This window comes from Rhizobium sp. SG570, from assembly GCF_012275345.1.
Classification (GTDB): domain Bacteria; phylum Pseudomonadota; class Alphaproteobacteria; order Rhizobiales; family Rhizobiaceae; genus Rhizobium; species Rhizobium lusitanum.
Map to the genome: position 1 here is coordinate 1 of NZ_JAAZQI010000039.1, position 19,237 is coordinate 19,237.

General features: G+C 57.1%; 12 protein-coding genes and 4 pseudogenes. 8 read left to right on the plus strand and 8 right to left on the minus strand.

Annotation, left to right across the window (positions count from 1 at the left end):
• Positions 1 to 95: pseudogene (locus tag FHT28_RS34970) on the minus strand (semialdehyde dehydrogenase); the annotation flags it as partial.
• Positions 96 to 508: 413 nt separating this feature from the next.
• On the opposite strand from FHT28_RS34970, the gene FHT28_RS34975 reads away from it, so the two are divergent.
• Positions 509 to 1,522 (plus strand): ABC transporter substrate-binding protein, encoded by a 1,014-nt coding sequence (locus FHT28_RS34975; protein ID WP_168598804.1) that lies wholly within the window; start codon positions 509 to 511, stop codon positions 1,520 to 1,522.
• Positions 1,523 to 2,276: 754 nt separating this feature from the next.
• Here FHT28_RS34975 and FHT28_RS34980 read toward each other — a convergent pair.
• The gene (locus tag FHT28_RS34980; protein ID WP_246705052.1) at positions 2,277 to 2,837 is read right to left on the minus strand and encodes a response regulator transcription factor; all 561 of its coding nucleotides are present in this window, start codon (positions 2,835 to 2,837) and stop codon (positions 2,277 to 2,279) included.
• Between the two features lie 1,327 nt (positions 2,838 to 4,164).
• On the opposite strand from FHT28_RS34980, the gene FHT28_RS34985 reads away from it, so the two are divergent.
• Positions 4,165 to 6,504, plus strand: coding sequence for a methyl-accepting chemotaxis protein (locus tag FHT28_RS34985; RefSeq protein ID WP_168598806.1), 2,340 nt, complete (start codon positions 4,165 to 4,167; stop codon positions 6,502 to 6,504).
• 595 nt (positions 6,505 to 7,099) lie between these two features.
• Here FHT28_RS34985 and FHT28_RS34990 read toward each other — a convergent pair.
• From FHT28_RS34990 to ugpC, 3 genes and pseudogenes are all read right to left on the minus strand, one after another.
• Positions 7,100 to 7,372: pseudogene (locus FHT28_RS34990) on the minus strand (type II toxin-antitoxin system HipA family toxin); the annotation flags it as partial.
• A gap of 141 nt (positions 7,373 to 7,513) precedes the next feature.
• On the minus strand, positions 7,514 to 9,466 hold the full coding sequence (locus FHT28_RS34995; RefSeq protein ID WP_168598807.1) for an EAL domain-containing protein: 1,953 nt from the start codon (positions 9,464 to 9,466) through the stop codon (positions 7,514 to 7,516).
• Between the two features lie 458 nt (positions 9,467 to 9,924).
• On the minus strand, positions 9,925 to 10,989 hold the full coding sequence (gene ugpC, locus FHT28_RS35000) for a sn-glycerol-3-phosphate ABC transporter ATP-binding protein UgpC (RefSeq protein ID WP_168598808.1): 1,065 nt from the start codon (positions 10,987 to 10,989) through the stop codon (positions 9,925 to 9,927).
• Between the two features lie 348 nt (positions 10,990 to 11,337).
• On the opposite strand from ugpC, the gene FHT28_RS35005 reads away from it, so the two are divergent.
• From FHT28_RS35005 to FHT28_RS35030, 6 genes are all read left to right on the plus strand, one after another.
• Positions 11,338 to 13,008, plus strand: coding sequence for an extracellular solute-binding protein (locus FHT28_RS35005; protein WP_037201095.1), 1,671 nt, complete (start codon positions 11,338 to 11,340; stop codon positions 13,006 to 13,008).
• Positions 13,009 to 13,079: 71 nt separating this feature from the next.
• Positions 13,080 to 14,198, plus strand: a complete 1,119-nt coding sequence (locus FHT28_RS35010; RefSeq protein WP_047562133.1) for a sugar ABC transporter permease — start codon at positions 13,080 to 13,082, stop codon at positions 14,196 to 14,198.
• Positions 14,198 to 15,109: a carbohydrate ABC transporter permease gene (locus FHT28_RS35015; protein WP_047562132.1), complete on the plus strand. Its 912-nt coding sequence runs from the start codon at positions 14,198 to 14,200 to the stop codon at positions 15,107 to 15,109. The genes FHT28_RS35010 and FHT28_RS35015 overlap by 1 nt, the downstream gene beginning before the upstream one ends.
• 18 nt (positions 15,110 to 15,127) lie before the next feature.
• Positions 15,128 to 16,168 carry a LacI family DNA-binding transcriptional regulator gene (locus FHT28_RS35020; RefSeq protein ID WP_051964308.1) on the plus strand — a complete coding sequence of 347 codons (1,041 nt, stop codon included), beginning with the start codon at positions 15,128 to 15,130 and terminating at the stop codon, positions 16,166 to 16,168.
• Positions 16,169 to 16,175: 7 nt separating this feature from the next.
• A complete protein-coding gene (locus FHT28_RS35025) occupies positions 16,176 to 16,637 on the plus strand; it encodes an RbsD/FucU domain-containing protein (protein ID WP_168598809.1) in 462 nt (153 codons plus the stop codon).
• Positions 16,634 to 17,563: a ribokinase gene (locus FHT28_RS35030; RefSeq protein WP_168598810.1), complete on the plus strand. Its 930-nt coding sequence runs from the start codon at positions 16,634 to 16,636 to the stop codon at positions 17,561 to 17,563. The genes FHT28_RS35025 and FHT28_RS35030 overlap by 4 nt, the downstream gene beginning before the upstream one ends.
• A gap of 94 nt (positions 17,564 to 17,657) precedes the next feature.
• Here the strand turns inward: FHT28_RS35030 and FHT28_RS35035 are convergent, their stop codons facing one another.
• The 3 genes and pseudogenes from FHT28_RS35035 to FHT28_RS36635 form a co-directional block, all read right to left on the minus strand.
• Positions 17,658 to 17,960, minus strand: a complete 303-nt coding sequence (locus FHT28_RS35035) for an alkylphosphonate utilization protein (RefSeq protein ID WP_037201108.1) — start codon at positions 17,958 to 17,960, stop codon at positions 17,658 to 17,660.
• Between the two features lie 202 nt (positions 17,961 to 18,162).
• A pseudogene (locus FHT28_RS35040) lies at positions 18,163 to 18,642 on the minus strand (DDE-type integrase/transposase/recombinase); the annotation flags it as partial.
• 2 nt (positions 18,643 to 18,644) lie between these two features.
• Positions 18,645 to 18,918, minus strand: a pseudogene (locus FHT28_RS36635) (phosphatase PAP2 family protein); the annotation flags it as partial.
• Between the last annotated feature and the right edge of the window lie 319 nt (positions 18,919 to 19,237).

Genomic DNA, 19,237 nt, shown 5'->3' on the forward strand with positions numbered 1-19,237 from the left:
TCGACGTGGCGCACGTCGAAACGCGAGCCTTTCAGATTCTTGGCGAGCCGGTAGCCCATTTTGCCGCCCGCGCCGAAAAGAGCAATTGCAGTCATATCTTCCTCGCCTGTCTCCCATTCGTGGAATGGAGCACAAACTGGTGTGATGAGTCAATCACCATGTCAGATGATATCTTTCGAGGCGCCGCCAAAAGGACTTGTTGATTATGGGATGGCCCGCCCTTCCGCGTTCTGCCGCAAGCTCGAAGCTGCGACGCGGAAATGGTTCTGCTCAGTTTTCACGCGGCGAAGATTTCAAAGCCCCGCGAAGGCCGCGCCGGGCACGACATGCCGCTGCGACCGACGTTAGGCGCACTGGAGAAGTTCAGCCGGCACTATTGGCCTGTGAGGATGTCAATTGAAAGCTGACTGAAAGGTTGCGCGTGCGAAGCTACCTGGCTTCGTGGAGGAAGCTCATGCCAAGGCGGTGACCAGGTGTCGCCGCGGCATTCAAACAGGAGGAGACATTTATGCGTTCATCGCGCGCGCTTATTCATACCGCAGCCCTTTCTCTCATCATGACCGCCGCTTCCCTCGGCGCGACAGCGGCGCACGCCGCCGACAAGATTTCCATCATGGTGGGCGGCTACGAGAAGCAGATCTATCTACCGGCCAAGCTTGCCGAAGGGCTCGGCTATTTCAAGGATGAAGGCCTCAATGTCGAGCTCCTCAACGAGCCGGCCGGTGTCGATGCGGAAAACGAAATGCTTGCCGGCGCGGTTCAGGGTGTCGTCGGTTTTTACGATCATTGCATTGACCTTCAGGGCAAGGGCAAATTCGTCGAATCCGTCGTGCAGTTCAGCCAGGCGCCGGGTGAAGTCGAGCTGGTGTCGGCCAAGCATCCGGAGATCAAGTCGCCCGCCGATTTCAAGGGCAAGAACCTTGGCGTCACCGGCCTCGGTTCCTCCACCAATTTCCTGACGCAGTATCTGGCCGTCAAGGCCGGTCTGAAGCTTGGGGAATTCACCTCCGTTCCGGTCGGCGCCGGCCAGACCTTCATCGCCGCCATGCAGCAGGACGCCATCCAGGCCGGCATGACGACTGAGCCGACGATCTCGCGCCTGCTGAAGACCGGCGAAGCCAAGGTCCTCATCGATATGCGTACCATGGCCGGAACGAAGGCGGTCCTTGGCGGCACCTATCCGGCCGCGTCGCTTTATATGGATGCGGCGTGGGTCGACGCCCATAAGGACGAAGTTCAGAAGCTCGCCAACGCCTTCGTCAAGACGCTGCATTTCATCAACACCCATTCCGCTGCCGAGATCGCCGACAAGATGCCGAAGGACTTTTATGTCGGCGACAAGGACGGTTATGTGAAGGCGCTCGAAAACGGCAAGGCGATGTTCACACCTGATGGCGTGATGCCGGAAGATGGTCCGAAGACCGTTCTTGCCGTGCTCTCCGAGTTTTCGAAGAATGTGCAGGGCAAGACAATCGACCTGTCGAAAACCTATACGACGGCGTTCGTCAAGGCAGCCAAATAAGTGATGCTGCTCCGCTCTCGGTGTTGACCGGGAGCGGTTTCCGTCCGGAAATTTTTCGTCATCCCCGGCCGCACGTCAGCCAATCCGCTGTAGCCAGATCCTCGGTCTCGTCATTGTCGTGCGCCGACAACAGCACTGGATCGCTAACGTTACCAACATTTGAGCCTTTTGCTCAAAGCGATTTCATTCGAAATCGGCTACGGCACGAAAGTGGGGTTCGCGCCGATCCACACACGGCTCCCTGCTCTGCTCGACGAATTCGAGAAGGGCAGGCGTGCGCAATGCGGTGAACTCATCTTTGCGTTCCGTGAGGGTCTTCAGCTGCGCTGCTTGCCCGGAAGCCCATCGCTGGTGGAATGCGCCTGTACAGGAACCGCCCGCGTCATGCCGACCGACGCCACGGCTAGGACCTGATGCGGCCTACAAACCACCTCTTCTATATGCTGCGTGATGCTCGGCAGGATCTCTGTCAAACTGCCGGCTTGAAAAATCCGCCGTCAAAGAGACGCAGATCGACGGAGCGGCTTGGCGGGACATTATCGCACTGGCCAGGCGGGTCTTCTCCTCTGTGCATGTAAGGCAATCATATTTCTATTGCGGTCTACGGTGACTGATGCGCGCATTCAACCAAACACCCAAGACGGCGATGAAGGGGGTCGCGAAGCTCAAACCCTACTTCCAGAGTGTAAACCCTGGTCCCAGAGTCAGCGAGCCGCGCGGCCACGCGTGATAGGAATCAGCACAAAGCTCGTCGTTACTGCACGAGTTCCCGGATCTTGTAGGCAACTTCCGTGCGGTTCGTCGCATTGAGCTTCTTCATGATGTTGTGGATATGAACCTTCACGGTGCTCTCGCAGAGGTCCATTTCATAGGCAATGATCTTGTTTGCCTTGCCGCGCCTCAGCGCCTCGGCAACGACGACCTCGCGCGGTGTAAACAGACCGTCGAGGCAGCAATTCTTGCTCGCGGCGGGAGTAATCGACTCCTTGGCAGCCAGAATGCTGCTGGCAGGCACGAATACACCTCCCGCACGGGCAAGGGCCACCGCTTCCGCTGCGACCTTGACGTCGACACTGGTCGGAATATAGCCGCGGGCACCGCATTCCAGTGCTTGCAAAAGCTGTGCGAGCTCGTCGCTGTCGGCGCCGACGATCACGGGGCTGGCCTTGAATCTCTCCACCAAGGCGCAAATTTTCGTGCTGATTTCGGAGTCGGAAACCTTGCGTCCGCCAATCATGAAGAGAACGGCTGACGGTGCGACCTGCATGTCCCGTATCTGCCATTCCTCGAACGACGCTACGGTGACGATATTCATGCTGTCGTCATAGTCTGTGAGGCTTCTTGATAGGCACTCGCGGTCCAGAGCCCTGGAATCGATCAGAAGGACATAGTCCTCTGATTCTGCCGCGCCGGCGATGCCCGAGGCAACAAACGGCCTCAATGAATCCGGTGTTCGAACTGAAATGATGCGAGCTGCTGTTTCTGAAGCGAATTTCTCATTCGTTAATGACTGTCCGTTCATGGTCGATACCCCCAACCTTTGGTTTGGCCTTTGTTCTTCTTGCGGCTGCCTGAATATTTCTTTTCTTGCGATAGAAAAACGTTTGTCTAAATCGAACCATTGCTTCTTGCTGTACGCTGCTCTCTTTATTTTCGTTTATGTTGTTGCAGATTGTTACTCATGACGCAATGTATTTATTGAGTAAATAAATATATATAAATAATGTTTCGGGAGAGTTGCCACGCAGTTCTACGCCTATAGATGTACTCCGTAAGAGTAGTTTGATACCGAATTAGGCAGCGGCTTTCTATGATTGCAAAACAAGCGGTTTCGGCTACCTCTTAGCAAATGTAGTTCACGTAGCTAAAAGTATAATGTCTCCATCAGAACCGATTGGTTTTCACTATCTATTTGAAATCAATGGTTCATGTGTGAGACGGTCGACCAATCGACCGTTGGGGCCGACGGTTCCGATCCCTCAAGAGCTCGACTCTGATTGTTTACGCCGGAATGTCTGACGCAATGCCCATTTAGGATTCGGCGGGTCTCATTTGATGTTCGATCTGGCAATAGCTTTGACAGAAGCAGGTCGACTGAAGTCGGTAACGAAAAAAAATGCATCTGCCTCGTCTGCTAAACCTGGCAGCGATATGCCAGTTTCCCACTTGAAGGGCCAAACCGAAACGGACACTTGTGGGCGCCTTCAACGGCGATGTCGGGGTCCGATCCGATTGCAGGCCGAACATTCGGATGTGTGTGGCCGAAAGCAAGTTGGAGCAAGAATGTCTGTTCTCAGAAGGCACCTTCACCTAGGTTAACTTGATGGTATCGCATATTATACTTTAGTTGTTGGCACTATTTCTGGGTGACCGTGTTTAAATAGTGTTGAAAATCGTCAACGACGTCGAGAAGTGCCCGAATGTAACCATTCCTACGCATTTTCGGGGGAAACCATTAATCCTGTTTCAATGAAGCTGGACTATTTTGTCTCCGATTGGACAGGCCATGAGGCGCCTGCGCTCGAGAGTCCCCTCAGCAGCTCGCGGACTGTTTTTGCAAAAAACCGCCGCAAGTACTCCAAAAATTCGGGTTTCGGCGAAGCGGGCTAGCGTCCCGGAGCCCCGAACGTAGGTTAGGAATTATGATTTTCTCTCTTCGCAATATACTCGTTGGAATTTTCCTTTTTCTCAGCCTTGCTCTGTGCGTGCTAACAGGATCCTCCATGCTCACTGCCTATCGCAGCGAGAGCACCTATGCCGACGTCTCGAAGTTCACCATGCTCGACCGCGCGTTCTTCCAGGCGCTGGCTAACTTCCGCAACGAGCGAGGTGACGGCTCGTCGCTCGCCAAGCTCGAGCTTGGCACTCAGGACGCAACGCTTGCCTTGTTGAAAACAGATCGGCCCATCGTCGACAAATATATGGCTGAGGCAAAGTCGGTCTCTGCGAACATTGACGACGAGACCCTCAAAGCGCCGATTGCCGACGTCATGAGCGCCTACGATCGGGTCGTCGCATTCCGCTCAAAGCTCGACGGCGAAGTCGCCAAGAAGCTCGCCGATCGCGATCCAACGCTGCAGGCAACCACGCTGGACCTCGGCCAGCAGCTCCTAACCGCGCTAGAAACAGGTTCGGCCGCCGTCGAGAGCCAGATCCGTGCGCGTGACCCCTCGATGGCGGCAATGATCCAGATCCGCGCATTGACATGGTATACCCGCGCGACAGCTGGAGCGGCGAACCTCCTGTTCGTCAACACGCTCGCCTCGGGCGAGGCGATGAAGCCGGAGGACGTCAGCAAGATCCAACAGTTCGATTATGCTGCGAACTTCATCTGGGGGCAGATCGGCACCCTGGTCAACCATCAGTCGACGCCCCAGGTTGTCAAGGACGCCTACAAGGTCAGTAATGCGACCTATTTCGGCGGCGACTTTGCGGCGAAACACAGTGCATTGCTTGCGAAGTTCGCAGCCGGTGAGAAGAAGGCGATGCCTCTCGACGACTGGCGCCCTCTCGGCAACGCCGCCCTTCTCACGATCACAAACACCGCCGCTGCCGCCGCGGATGGCATGGTGGCCAAAGCAGCCGCGAGCGAGAATGATGCATTCATCAGCCTGATCGCCTACGGGCTTACCTTCCTTGTCGCCGCGGTTCTGAGTATCACGGGCATCTGCGTCATCCTCTTCCGCGTCACCAAGCCCGTCGGCGCGCTAACCAATTCGATGACGACGCTCGCCCGAGGCGACCTCTCGGTCTCGATCGGCGGCGTCGAGCGGCGCGATGAGATCGGCGCCATGGCGCGTTCCGTACAGGTGTTCCAGCAGGCAGCCCTGCGCAACAAAGCGCTGGAATCCGAAGCTGCCGAGGCACGCGTGACATCGGAGCGTGAACGCGTCGAAGTCCAACGCCGCGCCGAAGCCGAGGCCGAGCAGAGGCTGCTGCAAGCAACAGGTTCGCTTGCGACAGGTCTGCGTCATTTGGCATCCGGTAACCTGGTCTGCGAGATCGAAACGCCGCTCGCTGAGCAGTTTGAAGCCCTGCGCCAAGACTTCAACTCGTCGGTCAGCCAGCTTCGCGCCGCCATGTCCCGCGTCGGCCAGGCCGCGTCGCTCGTAAACGGTGGCAGCTACGAGATCTCGCAGGCTTCCGATAACCTCTCCAAGCGCACCGAGCAGCAGGCGGCATCACTGGAAGAGACGGCGGCAGCGCTCGAAGAGGTGACGGCCAACGTTCAGTCGACCTCCAAGCGAGCTGGCGATGCGCGCGACTTGGTACGCGGTGCCCGATCGCGGGCAGAAAACTCCAGCCAAGTCGTCAGCAATGCCGTCAGCGCCATGGGCAGGATCGAGCATTCCTCCAAACAGATCAGCCAGATCATCAGCGTCATCGACGAAATTGCGTTCCAGACCAACCTGCTTGCGCTTAACGCCGGCGTCGAGGCGGCGCGTGCGGGCGAAGCCGGTAAGGGCTTTGCCGTCGTTGCTCAGGAAGTGCGCGAACTTGCTCAGCGCTCTGCCAACGCCGCCAAGGAGATCAAAGCCCTGATCGGCAACTCCGAAATTGCCGTTAGCGAGGGAGTGAAGTTGGTCAACGACACCGGCGAGGGCCTCGCGGCTATCGCCGACCTCGTCCTGCAGATCAATCAGCACATGGATGCGATCGCCACCGCCGCCCATGAACAGTCCATGGGTCTGTCGGAGATCAACAGCGCCGTCAATCACATGGACCAGGCGACACAGCAGAACGCCGCAATGGTGGAAGAGATGAACGCGGCTGGCGCAGGCCTCGCCGAGGAAAGCAGCCGTCTCGGCGAACTTCTGAGTGCATTCCGCACAGGCGAAACCGAGCGTAGGGAGCCGCAGGCAAGGGCCGTCGCCCGGCCTGCCCCAGCCCCGACAACGGGCCGACTTGCTGCACGCGCCGCTCCGGTCACGCAGGGTAATGCCGCGCTGAAGCATCTCCAGCAGGAGTGGTCGGAGTTCTGATGGTCTGAGGTCAAGAGAGGCACTCAAGTCTTGTTGCGGTTAACGCCCAAAGGATCGCCCCGGACAAATCGTCCGGGGCATTTTTGCGTTGCCGTTTCAGCCACCCCTAACGCAGACTTCATCTTGATGCTTATCGCCATCGAGATTCCATCATCTGGTTATGGTAACTTATGTGATTGCCGAACGTAAGTTCGGAGCCTTTCAAGAGCTTCGATTGCCATACAGCAGAACGACCGTTCAATTTCATTTAACTGCGTAAAGCCATTGGTTCGGCGAGTTCCACTCTCATCGGCGAGTTCCACTCTCAATCGCCATGACGTATCGGCGCGGTGCGGAGGCGATTGGGCGATCATCGATCCGCTCCGGCAGTTTCACAGTGAGATGACCTCCGGCCGCAGCACCTTAAACTTCAAGTCAGTGTGTCCTCGCGAGGCAGGCGATCAGATAATCATGCCACAGATGATGCCATCGGCGCTTAATTCGCACGGGGACAGTGGTGCTTGCGAACGACCGTGGGCAATCTGGAGCCTACAGTCGCAAAGATCCTTGCCAGGTTCTGTTCGAACGTGTCCTGGATATCGCCGCGGCCGGGACCGAGCGTCCTGATACGCTGTCGCTGCACACGGCGGCCAGTCAGGAACAGGCGACCATCGCGCATCGGGCCGAGCAGGACGGCGCTGGCGGCCGACAGATAAGCATTCGGATAGAGATATTTGGCGATGCGTACAGCATGGGTCCGTATTGTCTGGTCTATATCGTCGTTAGCATCGACATAGATGCCGCGCATGAGGTGCACGAGCTTACCGGCCTCCGCTTGGCGGTGACCGCGCTTTTTGTCAATATTTTCGCCGACGAGATGAAGAGGCATATATGTAACTATCGCGTATTTCGAATACGCGATAGTTTCACAATGAAAATCTCCAATCGTGTCGGCGTTATCGATAAGGCATTGATTATAAAGCAATATCCGTTAAATTGTCATTGCGGGTTCGAAGGGATGACCCGGGGCTCAGCTAGCTGGCGAGCCGGCTTGCCGCGCGGCGCTGAAACACCATTCGGCAGCACCTTTGTCGCTTAGCGGCCGTGAATAGAGGTAGCCCTGCACCAGCGTACCTCCCAATCCCCTAAGTGCCGCAAGCTCTTCTGGCGTTTCAACACCTTCAACCACGCATTCAAGCCCCATGTCTCGGCTGAGAGTGAGCAGAGACTTTACTATTTTGAGGCTGGCAGGCCTTTTGTGTAAGTCTGTGACGAAGCTGCGGTCTATTTTGATCTTGGTGAGAGGAAGAGCATGTAACCGTGTCAAGCTGGAGTAGCCTGTGCCAAAATCGTCCAGTGAAATGCCGCAACCGAGGCGTCGTAGCATTTCCACTGACAATTTGATCTGCTCGAAATCATGTGCAAACGCCGTTTCAGTAATTTCAAGATCAAGACGCCATGGGTCAAAGCCGCTGCTTTCGATAATCCCGATTAACGACAGCACTCCTTCGCAGGTGTTGAGATCGTGGGCCGACAGATTGAACGACAGGCGCAAGGATTTTTCCCACTCCGACGCGAAAACAAGTGCCTTTTTAAGCAGAGGACGCGTCAGCGAACCGACGATGCCGGCCCGTTCTGCAATGGAGAAGAATTGCGCCGGTGACACACATCCGAGAACTGGGCTGTGCCAGCGGGCCAAGGCTTCAAAGCCAACCGTTTGCCCGTAGTCTATATTCACAATCGGCTGAAACATGACCGAAAGTTCGTCTTCCAGATTGGCTTGCTTGAGTAGGTGCTCAATGCGTGCTTCGATGTTGATTTGCTTTTCATGCTCAACGTCAAATAAGACCGCGCCCCCGCGGCGTGTTCTTTTGGCATGGTAAAGGGCGTAATCCGCCCTGTCGAACAGCTGCTCCAGCGTGGAAGCGAGGTTTGGAAAGACAGCTATTCCCATCGACGCGGATATGTGCACCGTTCCTTCGGGCAGATGATAGGGTGCCCGTAGCCATTCGGAAATGGCATTGGCGTTTGCTAGGAGCTGAGTATCGTCAGGTGCGACCGGCGCGACAATTGCAAACTCGTCACCGCCCAATCGAAATGCTCGACTAGCTTTCAAGCTGGTCGTCAGGCGCCTGCTGACGTCGATTAGCAGCTTATCTCCCGCTGAATGTCCGTAAAGGTCGTTGACCGGCTTGAAGCCATCAAGATCAATGACCCCCAGGGCCAGTCTGGTGTTCTCGGCTTTGGCCCTTTGGAACTCCGTTTCCAGATGCGCAAAAAACGCGCGGCGGTTGGGTAGGTCCGTCAGACTGTCGATATTCGCAAGCAAGAGGTTTTCATTGCTAAGCGCTTCTGTGCGTTGTTGCGCGATGACCATACGCTCGAAATTGCGGTAATTGGTGAGGAGAATCGACATCATGCCAGCGCAGACCAGCGCCACATTGACAGCTATGGCAATAAAGGTCGGCTGCCTTGATGTGATGAAAAATACAATGAATGCTCCGTTGACGATCACAGTCACTATGAATGCTGCCGAACGAACATACATCAGACAGAAAATGCAGGAGATAACGGTGATTGCCATATAGAAGGCAACATGAGACTGCGCATATGCATCGCCGTAAGGCACCAGCAAAAACGACCAGACGGTAAATGCGATGGGAATGCCGACAGCCAGACGGTTGGTGCGTACGAGTGCGGCGTAAGCCACGTCCGGCCCGGGCTCCGCATTCCGCGTTCTCCACCAGAATCCGATCCTAAGCGTACAGCCGAGCGTGAAAAGTGCGGGAATGCCAACAGTGAGCCAAATCGGCGCTGACTGCATATGGGTAATGGAAAGCGCCCAAGTGCTCGAAATCAGGATGAAATACATCATCGGCATCTGCCGTGTGAAGGCGTGGTACTGAGCTTTCAGCAGGTCCGCGTTATCCGACCGAATGGACATGAAGTTCAGCAGTTTTTGTTTGGCTTTTAGTATTTCCATCGCGCGACTCACAGCATAACGGCACTATTTATGGCATACTGGTCGTTACACTATTTGAAATACACATGGTTAATCGCCAAAGAATTGATTCAACCTCCGAGTGCGCGCGTTATTATGCTGATCGAAATAGGACTTTTTCTTATTTAAGCTGTGCGAATGTCGCCTGAGCAAGTGTTGGTAGAATAAATGTACATTTTTGTACCTGGATCGACCTTCAATCTCACCGCGATTGATCGCCGGATCAGCTCCACAGGCGCCAAACTCGGCCGTGGCGTCGATAAATTATCGCCGTTCTGGCCGCTTCAAGCGCGAAAGGCTTCGGCTTCAGCGACGCCTCGGACCTTGCCATCGCGCGACTGCAACGGTGGTCAGTATGCTAACCACCAACTGAGCTGGCTCGGAGATTCTCCGGCAGGTGCGTGACCTTGGGCCTTTACGTCGCTCTAAACATTGAAGCGCTACTGCCGTAATGTTCGGCCTGACTGTGCATCGAAGAGATGTAGCTTTCCGACGCGCGGGACAATGGTGACTTCGTCTCCAGGACGGAAATCGTGCCGTTCGGAAAAGACCGCAACCAGTTCGCTATTGCCGTAGCGCAGGAAGACCATGGTTTCGTGGCCGGTTGGCTCCGTCACATTCACTGTTGCTTTCAGGCCGGCTTCGCCGAGCTGCAGATGTTCTGGACGAACGCCGAGCTGGACTGCCTGACCGTCAGTGGCAGCGGGAGCAAAACCAAGAGCGATCTCGTCACCGGTCTCGGAAACAAAGACGTGCCCATCGGCCTTGTACTTGCCCTTCATGAGGTTCATGGACGGCGAGCCGATGAAGGTCGCCACGAACGTGTTGTTCGGCCAGTCGTAGAGGTCGAGCGGCGTGCCGATCTGCTCGACATGGCCGCCCTGCATGACCACGATCTTGTCGGCCATGGTCATGGCTTCTACCTGGTCGTGGGTTACATAGATGGTCGTCGTATTGAGTCGCTGATGCAGTTCCTTGATTTCCTTGCGCATTTGTACGCGCAGCTTAGCGTCGAGGTTGGACAGCGGCTCGTCGAACAGGAAGACTTGCGGCGAGCGGACGATTGCCCGGCCCATGGCGACACGCTGGCGCTGACCGCCGGAAAGCTGACGCGGATAGCGGTCGAGATAAGGCACGAGATCGAGCGTTTCGGCAGCGGCTTGGAGGCGCTGCCTGATGACGTCTGCCGGCTGCTTCTGCAGGCGTAGTGCAAAGACCATGTTTTCCGCCACTGTCTTGTGCGGATAGAGCGCATAGCTCTGGAATACCATCGCGATGTCGCGATCCTTAGGGGGCATGTTGTTAACGACGCGGCCGCCGATTGAAATCGTGCCGCCCGTAATGCTTTCCAGTCCCGCCACCATCCGCAGCAACGTCGACTTGCCGCAGCCAGACGGGCCGACGAGCACGACAAATTCGCCATCATCGATTTCGATGTCGATCCCGTGAAGGACTTTCATGGCGCCATAGGTTTTTTGCGCCCCAGATACCTTAACTTCAGCCATCTCGCTCCCTTCTGCCCCATCAAAGCCTGTTCTCGAAGGCTGATACCGAGGCATTCTCCCATTCTTTCGACGCTTTTTTCATCCGCGGCCAGGCAGACTCCGCCCGCGCCGCGTTTCCGAAATCTCGCGGAATTTCCCCTCCATGAAACGTTTCATTTTCGATTGACATTTTACCGCCACTGTCTAATTCTTACCATCGAGACCGAGAGGAGCGGTGTCACACGCAAACGATGAAACGTTTCATTTCTTTGCTTAACAGATAGTTCTGCAGGAGACCAGTGTAAATTTCGCGACTGGTTCCGCCTCATCCGGCGGGCAGATCACCGGGGATAAAATGGAGGAGAACACATGAAACTCGAAGTATACGATGCACTAATGCGCCGTCAGGCAAGCCGTCGTGATGTCCTGCGCGGCACGGCGAGCGCTGCCGCGCTGATGGGTGTTTCCAGCGTCATGGGCGGATTGCCGGCTCCGGCGTTTGCCGCCGATGACGTCCGCGCACAAATTCTGAAGATTCCAGGCGTAGGCAAGGGCGCACCTACGGATGCGGACTGGCAGAAGGTCGGTGAGCTTTGTCTTGGGCCAACCAAGGCCAATGTCAAGCAGGGCGAGTTTGCCGGCGTTGAGCTGACCTTCATGGGGCTCAACAACCAGAACCTCCACAATTTCCTGTTCCGCGGCTTCCTGAAGCCATGGGAGGCCTATACCGGCGCCAAGATCAACTGGATCGACCTCGCCCAAGCCGACTATAATGCCCGCCTGCAGCAGTCGATCGCCACCGGCACCGTCGATTTCGACATTCTTGAAATGGGGGCGCCCTTCGAGGGGGATACGGCCGGCAAGGGCCTGCTGTCCGAGATGCCCGATTGGGTAAAGAAGCAGATCGATATTGACGACTACGTCGATTATCTGAAGCCTCCTGTCGGAACTTGGGACGGTAAGACCTATCGCGTGACGATTGACGGCGACTGTCATAACTTCAACTACCGCGCTGACTATTTCAAAGACGAGACCCTTGCGAAGGCTTGGAAGGACGAAGGCCATTCTGGTGAGTGGAGCGTTCCGAAGACTTGGGCCCAGGTTCAAGAAGTCTCCAAATTTCTAAAAGGCAAGAAGGATCCGCTGTCGGCCGGACCGGCATATGGTTACCTCGACCCGTACAAAGGATGGGGTGGGTTTGGTTTCTACTTCCTGGAAGACCGGGCAACCGCCTATGTGAAGATGCCGGGCGATCCGGCTTGGCTGTTCGACCCGGAAAACATGAAGCCGCTCGTCAACAGTCCTGGCTGGGTCCGCGCTATTCAGGAAGCGATGGACCTCCTATCTTACGAACCCACCGACCAGATCAACGCCGATCCCGGCACGACCGGGTTCCAGCAGTTCCTCGCCGGCACTGGTTCCATGGTCACCTGGTGGGGCGATATCGGCCAGCAGGCAAACACATCCGACACATCGGTAGTCGGCGAGGTTGCTGCTTTCGACATTCTGCCCGGCTCCGAGGACGTGTACGACCGTAAGGCGGGCAAATGGGTGAAGGCAAAGGATGGCGTGAACTACGCGCCGAACTGTGCTTATCTCGGATGGGGCATTTATGTTATGGCCCGCGTGGAAAGCGACAAGCTGAAACACCGCGCTGCTTGGAGCGCCGCCGCCCATCTGGGCGGCAAGGACCTGGCGATCTGGACGGCCATGTATCCGTCCGGCTTCCAGGTGCACCGCAACAGCCAGTCCAAGATCGAGGAATGGGTGGCCGCGGGCTACAAGGGCGACTACATTTCGAACTATCTAAAGTCGCAATTCGGCTCCTATAACCACCCGAACCGTGCTGTTGAGCCGCGTATCCCGGGCATTTTCCAATACTATTCCGTTGCGGAAGACGAATTGGCGAAAGGCTATGGCGGCAAGTACAAGTCGGCCCAGGAAACGGCGGACGCCATTGCCGCCGCCTGGGAAAAGATCACCGATCAGATCGGCCGCGACAAGCAGCTGAAACTGTATCGCGCGAGCCTCGGGCTCTGATCTCGTAGAAGTGATTGTGCCGGCGGGACATCGCGTTCCGTCGGCCTTCGAATGGCTTGACGGGGACTATCATGTCGACAATGGAAGGCGACCTGTTGCATACGGTCGAAACCGGCTCGATTTCGGCGAGCCGGCGTTTTTGGGGTTATGCAGCCCTGTGGGTGAGCGCGGCCTGGTTTGCCGCCTCGTTTATGCTTCAGTCATCCCATGACCTCGGCTGGACGCAATTGGGCTTCGAAAACTGGCGGCCTGTGCTCTACGCCTACTTTATCTGGGCAGCGGTCCTTTGCGCGACGCGTGTCGTCATTCACGGCGAGGCGGGAAAGAAGGCGCTGTTCGTGCTGCCGGCCGCCCTTTTTGTCGTGTCCATGGTGGTCTTCCCGCTTCTCTTTGCGCTTTGGGTCGGATTTTCCGACTGGAACCTGGCTTCGCCGACAGGACGGCAATTCAACGGGCTGGATAATCTGCGTCAAATGTTGGGGGATGCGTTTTATCTCAACGCGCTTATCAACATGGTCTATTATGCTCTTGCGATCGTGGTTGAATATGCGATCGCGTTTGGTTTGGCACTGCTGCTGAGCCAGGAGATCGTTGCTCGCAAATTCTGGCGTGTGACCTTTCTCCTCCCGCTCATGTTGTCACCCGTTGCGGTAGGCTGGATGGTCGGAAAATCGATGCTGGAGACACGCTTCGGGCCAATTGCTCGGCTTGCCCGGTGGCTCGGCTGGGAAAATCCGTCCTTCTTCGGCGATCCGCTGACCGCCAAGCTTTCGATCATGGTCATGGATGCCTGGACGTTCATTCCTTTCATGATGATCATGCTTCTTGCCGGCCTGCAATCGTTGTCGCGCGAAGTACTGGAGGCTGCAGAAGTCGATGGCGCAACGAAATGGCAGCGCTTCTGGCAAGTCATCTTCCCGCTGATGCTGCCGGTTTCGGTGACGGCGGTCATGATCCGCATCATCTTCAAGCTCAAGCTCGCCGACATCATCATCACGGTCACGGCCGGCGGCCCGGGCGGCGCCACGGATTCCGTTACCAGCTTTATCTATCGCGAGTATCGCGACCGTTCGAACGTGGGTTATGGAACGCTTCTGGCGCTCGTCTACCTGGTAATAATCGTCATTGGCATGACAACGCTGATCAATATTTCCGACCGCATCGTCAAGCGCATGACGGGGAGAATCTGATGGCTGCAATCGACTTCGACAAATTCGCCCGCCGCCAGCGCGCTCGCTGGTGGGCAATGCGCTTTGTGGTTTATGGCCTTCTGGTGACCTGGGCGATCGTTAGCCTTTTTCCGCTTTTCTGGACGATTTCGACCTCGTTCAAGACTGCGCCCGATGTGATGAAGGGCAATATCGTGCCCTGGTACGACTTCACGCCGAGCTGGCTCGGCTGGCGCTCTCTCGGGCTTTCGCCCGACGCGCTCAGCCAGACTTCGACCGTTCGCGACGAGTTCATGCACCGGCTGTGGAACAGCGCCCTGATTTCGGGGGCCGCCTCGGCGCTTGCCGTCTTCCTTGGATCGCTTGCCGCCTATGGGCTCAGCCGCTTCTCCTATAAATTCGGGCATATGCGCAATTCCGACATATCTTTTTTCTTCCTGTCGCAGCTCATCATGCCGCCGGTCGTTCTGGCCTTGCCATTTCTGGTCCTCTACAAGCAGCTTGCGCTTCTTGACACCTTTGGCGGACTGATTGCGGTCTACACGTTGATGGTTCTGCCGATCGTCATCTGGATCATGCGTGACCAGTTCGCGACTATTCCTGTGGAACTCGAGGAAGCGGCACTCGTCGACGGCCTATCAATCTGGGGCGCGTTCAGCCGCATCATCGTGCCGCTGGTGGCGCCGGGTATGGTCGCGGCCTTCATCCTGGCCCTGATCCTGTGCTGGAACGAATATTTCTTCGCGGCCCTACTGACGTCGACAAACACGAATACGCTGCCGGTCATGATCGCCAGCCAGACAGGCAGTCAGGGGATTAACTGGTGGTCCATGGCGGCGCTTTCTACGGCTGGGATCTTGCCACTTGTATTCGTCGGCATCCTGCTCGAAAAGCACATCATCGCGGGCATGACAGCCGGCGCAGTGAAATAGCGGCGGTAGTGTTTGCACATGGACAAGATACCCACAGTCAAGGATGTCGCCATGCGGGCGGGTGTCTCGGTGGGTACGGTGTCGCGGGTGCTTGCCGGCGAGCTTTCCGTCAAGACAGCGCTGCGCGACAGGGTCCAAGATGCGATCGATGCGCTCAGCTATCGACCGAATGTCATGGCCCGGGCGCTACGCACCAGCACGACGGATGTGATCGGGCTGATCGTTCCCGATATTACCAACCCGTTCTTCTCGCAAATGGCGGCCAGTGCAGAACGCGCGGCCTTTGAGTACCGCCATTCGCTGATGCTGGCGAGTTCACACAACGACCGCGAGGCCGAGCAAAGCCACATTTCGGCCTTTCTAGATCGTTCTGTGCGGGGCATCATTATTGTCGCGGCGAATGTTAGCCACTCCGCGCATGTGAAAACCAAGGTGCCGATCGTGTCGCTCGATCGCCGCTTTGCCGATTTTCCGCTGATCTCCATCAATCACGCCGAGGCGGCCGCGCTCGTTGCCGATCATTTTTACGAACTCGGTCATCGCCGCATCGCCTATATTGCGGGTCCGGCCGATACAGAGGCCGGGCGCGCGCGCCGGGAGGGTTTTGTGGACCGCATCCGCGCGTTGGATGCCAAGGCCGAGCTGGAAATATTTTCCGGTCGGTTCGACTACGAATCTGGCGAGGTCATCGCGCGCCGGCTTCTTGCCCAGCCGCCCAACATGCGGCCAACAGCTATCGCCGCCGCGAGCGACCAGCAGGCGATCGGAGTGCTTCGTGCAGCGCGCGACCTTGGCCTCGATGTGCCGGGCGCCCTCTCCATTGCTGGTTTCGATGATATCCATCTCGCCAATCTTGTCGTGCCACGCCTGACGACCGTGCGCCAGCCGACGGACCAGCTGGCAAGGCGCGCCGTCGAATTGTTGCTCGAAAAGGCACTAGAACCCGGCGATGAAGCCTTGAGCGCCTCGCTTGTCATCCGCGGGTCGACAGCGCCTCCGCCGCCCGACCAAGCCGGCGATCAACCGACAGAAGGCCCGAAGAGCCCCCAACAGGAGTAAACAATCAATGCTCAAAGGTATCAGGCCAGAACTCAATGGCGATATTCTCCAGGCGCTGTCCAACATGGGCCATGGTGATTACCTCGTCGTTTCCGACACGAATTTCCCCTCGGATTCCGTCGCACGGCACTCGCTACTCGGTCACCTTCTGACAATGGAGAACACGCCCGCACCAAAGGCGATCGAGGCGATCCTCTCGGTCTTCCCGCTCGACACGCCGCTGCAGCCATCGGTTGGCCGCATGGAAGTCATCGGCAAACCGGACGAAATTCCGGACGTGCAACAGGAGGTGCAGGCCGTGGTCGATCGTGTAGAGAACAAGGCGGCGCCCATGTATCCGATTGAGCGGATGGCTTTCTACGACATTGCCCGCAAGGCCTATTGCGTTGTCGCAACTGGAGAGATGCGATTCTACGGCTGCTTCATTCTCACCAAGGGTGTCATTCCAGCTAACGAGGTGGCGCGATGAGTGACAGAAAGACCATTGTTATTTTAGGCATCTTCGCCGCCGATACCGCCTATAAGGCCAAGCGCCTGCCGCATATCGCCGAAACTCTGATCGGTTCCGGCTTTTCTCTCGGCCCCGGTGGCAAAGGCTCGAACCAGGCAATTGCTGCGGCGAAAGCAGGCGGCGAGGTCGTCTTCATCTCGCGCGTCGGCAACGATCCCTTCGGCGACATGGCACTTGCGGCCTACGCGGCGGCGGGCGTGAAGGCCAATGTGATGCGCATGGACGGCGTGTCGACCGGTGCCGCCTTCATCTTCGTCAACGAGGACAATGGCGATAACGCCATTATCGTAGCACCCGGCGCGGCCGGCCTGATCGGCATTGAAGACGTCGACGCCAACCGGGCGGAGATCGAAGCCGCCGCTATATTCATGACCCAGCTCGAACAGCCGATCGAAGCCGCCATCCACGGTCTCACGATCGCGAAGAAGGCTGGCGTTACGACGATCTTCAATCCTGCGCCGGCACAGGTGATCCCCGATAATATCTATCCGTTATGTGACTTCATCGTCCCGAACGAGGTCGAGGCCGCAGGTATCGTCGGCCATCCGGTCGACACCGAGGAGCAGGCGGTGAGGGCGGCCGAAACGCTTCTCCAGCGCGGCGCGAAGACGGCAATTATCACGCTCGGCGCGCGAGGCTCGCTCTATCGAACAGCAGGCCATAGCGAATTCATTCCGGCTGTTGCCGCGGGCAAGGTGATCGACACGACCGGGGCGGGGGACGCCTTTCTCGGCGGATTTGCGGCAGCCCTTGCCGAAGGCCGCGCGCCGATTGACGCCGTGCGCTTTGCGTCAGTGACGGCCGGCATTGCAGTGACGCGCCCCGGCACAGCGCCCGCTATGCCCGCGCGAGCCGAAATCGAGGCACTCCTCCGTTCTGCATGACGGAATGAACCGTACGGCAGGGGGAGGATGTCCACTCTGTCATTGCACCCACGCGGTAGCTAAACGAGATGCCGCCGACAAGCGGGCGCGATCATCAGCGCTTTCGTACGAATTCCGTGCGCAGGACCAAGCCCTTGATGGCGTCGTGCCGGCAGTCGATCTCCTCCGGATTTTCGGTGAGGCGGATCGACTTGATGACAGTGCCCTGCTTCAACGTCTGGCCGGCTCCCTTGACCTTCAGGTCCTTGACCAGCACAACACTGTCTCCATCGACAAGAACATTGCCGGCGGCATCGCGAACCATTGATGCCTTTGCAGCCTCCGCGGCAATCTCGGAGGCTGGCCGCCATTCACCGGTGGCCTCATCGTACACATAATCGTCGTTCTGGTCGCTCATGGGGTCCCCTGTCTGATGTTCGCGTCGCGATGTTGGTGCCCGTGCTTCACAACGCCGCGACGGCTGAAGCGGCTTCGGGCGAATGTGAGCCTCTATCGCGAAAGGCGTGGCAATGCAAATCGCACCATTGGTGACTGAACACAGTAGACGGGATCGCAAAGTTATCGCCGGCAAGCCGAGCATAGGCGTTGGCGCTCATTTTTTACGCGACATTGAGACGAGCGATTTCATGCCAGGTCTGGATGGCAGAATGGCGAAAATCGCAGAAGTCGGATGACGTCATTTCATGGCATGGAAGGTGGAAGAGATTTTGTACCTGCTCACGGACTGAAACGAAGCGCTGAAGGTGGCGTGCGGGTTTGAATCGCTGCATAATCCGCTCGCGTCGTCGAAACAGCAAATGCGAATTCTCTGCCCGATTGTTCAGTCCCTTATGAGATCTGTGTTTAACGGAAGGTATGATCTCTCGCTTTGCCGTATCATAGGAGCGAAGCTTGTCCGTGATCATGACGCCCGGCTTGATACCTTGTGCCTTCAGAAGCTTGATCATCAAGCGCTTTGCGGCCTTTTTATCGCGGCGCGATTGAGCGAGCACGTCCAGAACAACACCGTTTTCATCCACGGCGCGCCATAGCCATTGCTTCGCTCCATTGGTGGAAACCACACGCTCATCGAGATGCCATTATGGATCAGGAAAGCAACGGCAATCGCAAAGCTTGCCGTTGCATGATCGGATGGGAACGAGGGATCGCTGCTACGTTCGATCAGAAGTCGTGTAATCCCAGCGTCATAGGGCCGGACGCGTTGATCGAAAAGCAAAATGATCTGATTGATTCCAAGCCCGACAAGGAAGGTCAGGCCGGCAGCGATCAGGAGGTGGCGCGTTTTTTATCCGCTCAGAGCTGCTCCACCATTGGGCAGCGACAGCCAGAAGGCGGTTCCCCGCCAACCAGTTAATCCTGCGGTAGTGGCGGCGTCGAGTTTGTACATTCGGGCTCCTGTCGTTTCGCGATGGGATGCCTCAGTCGCCTGACACCTACCTGAAGTCGAGAGGTGCCATGGTCGAACGCTGGCAGCTCAAGCTCTTTTCAGACGCGCTCTGAAGGCAAGCAAAGTCACGCCGGTCGTGGATGCAAAAGCGGCACCAACGACAACGGTGCTGTTTGGCCCGATCTATTCCCAGCACGGCAGTTAACTGCAGGCGGATGCAGTTCACTTGCCTGATCCTATCCAGGGGGATAGGAAGAAGCCGAATACGCTGCGGGGCTATCCCGTAT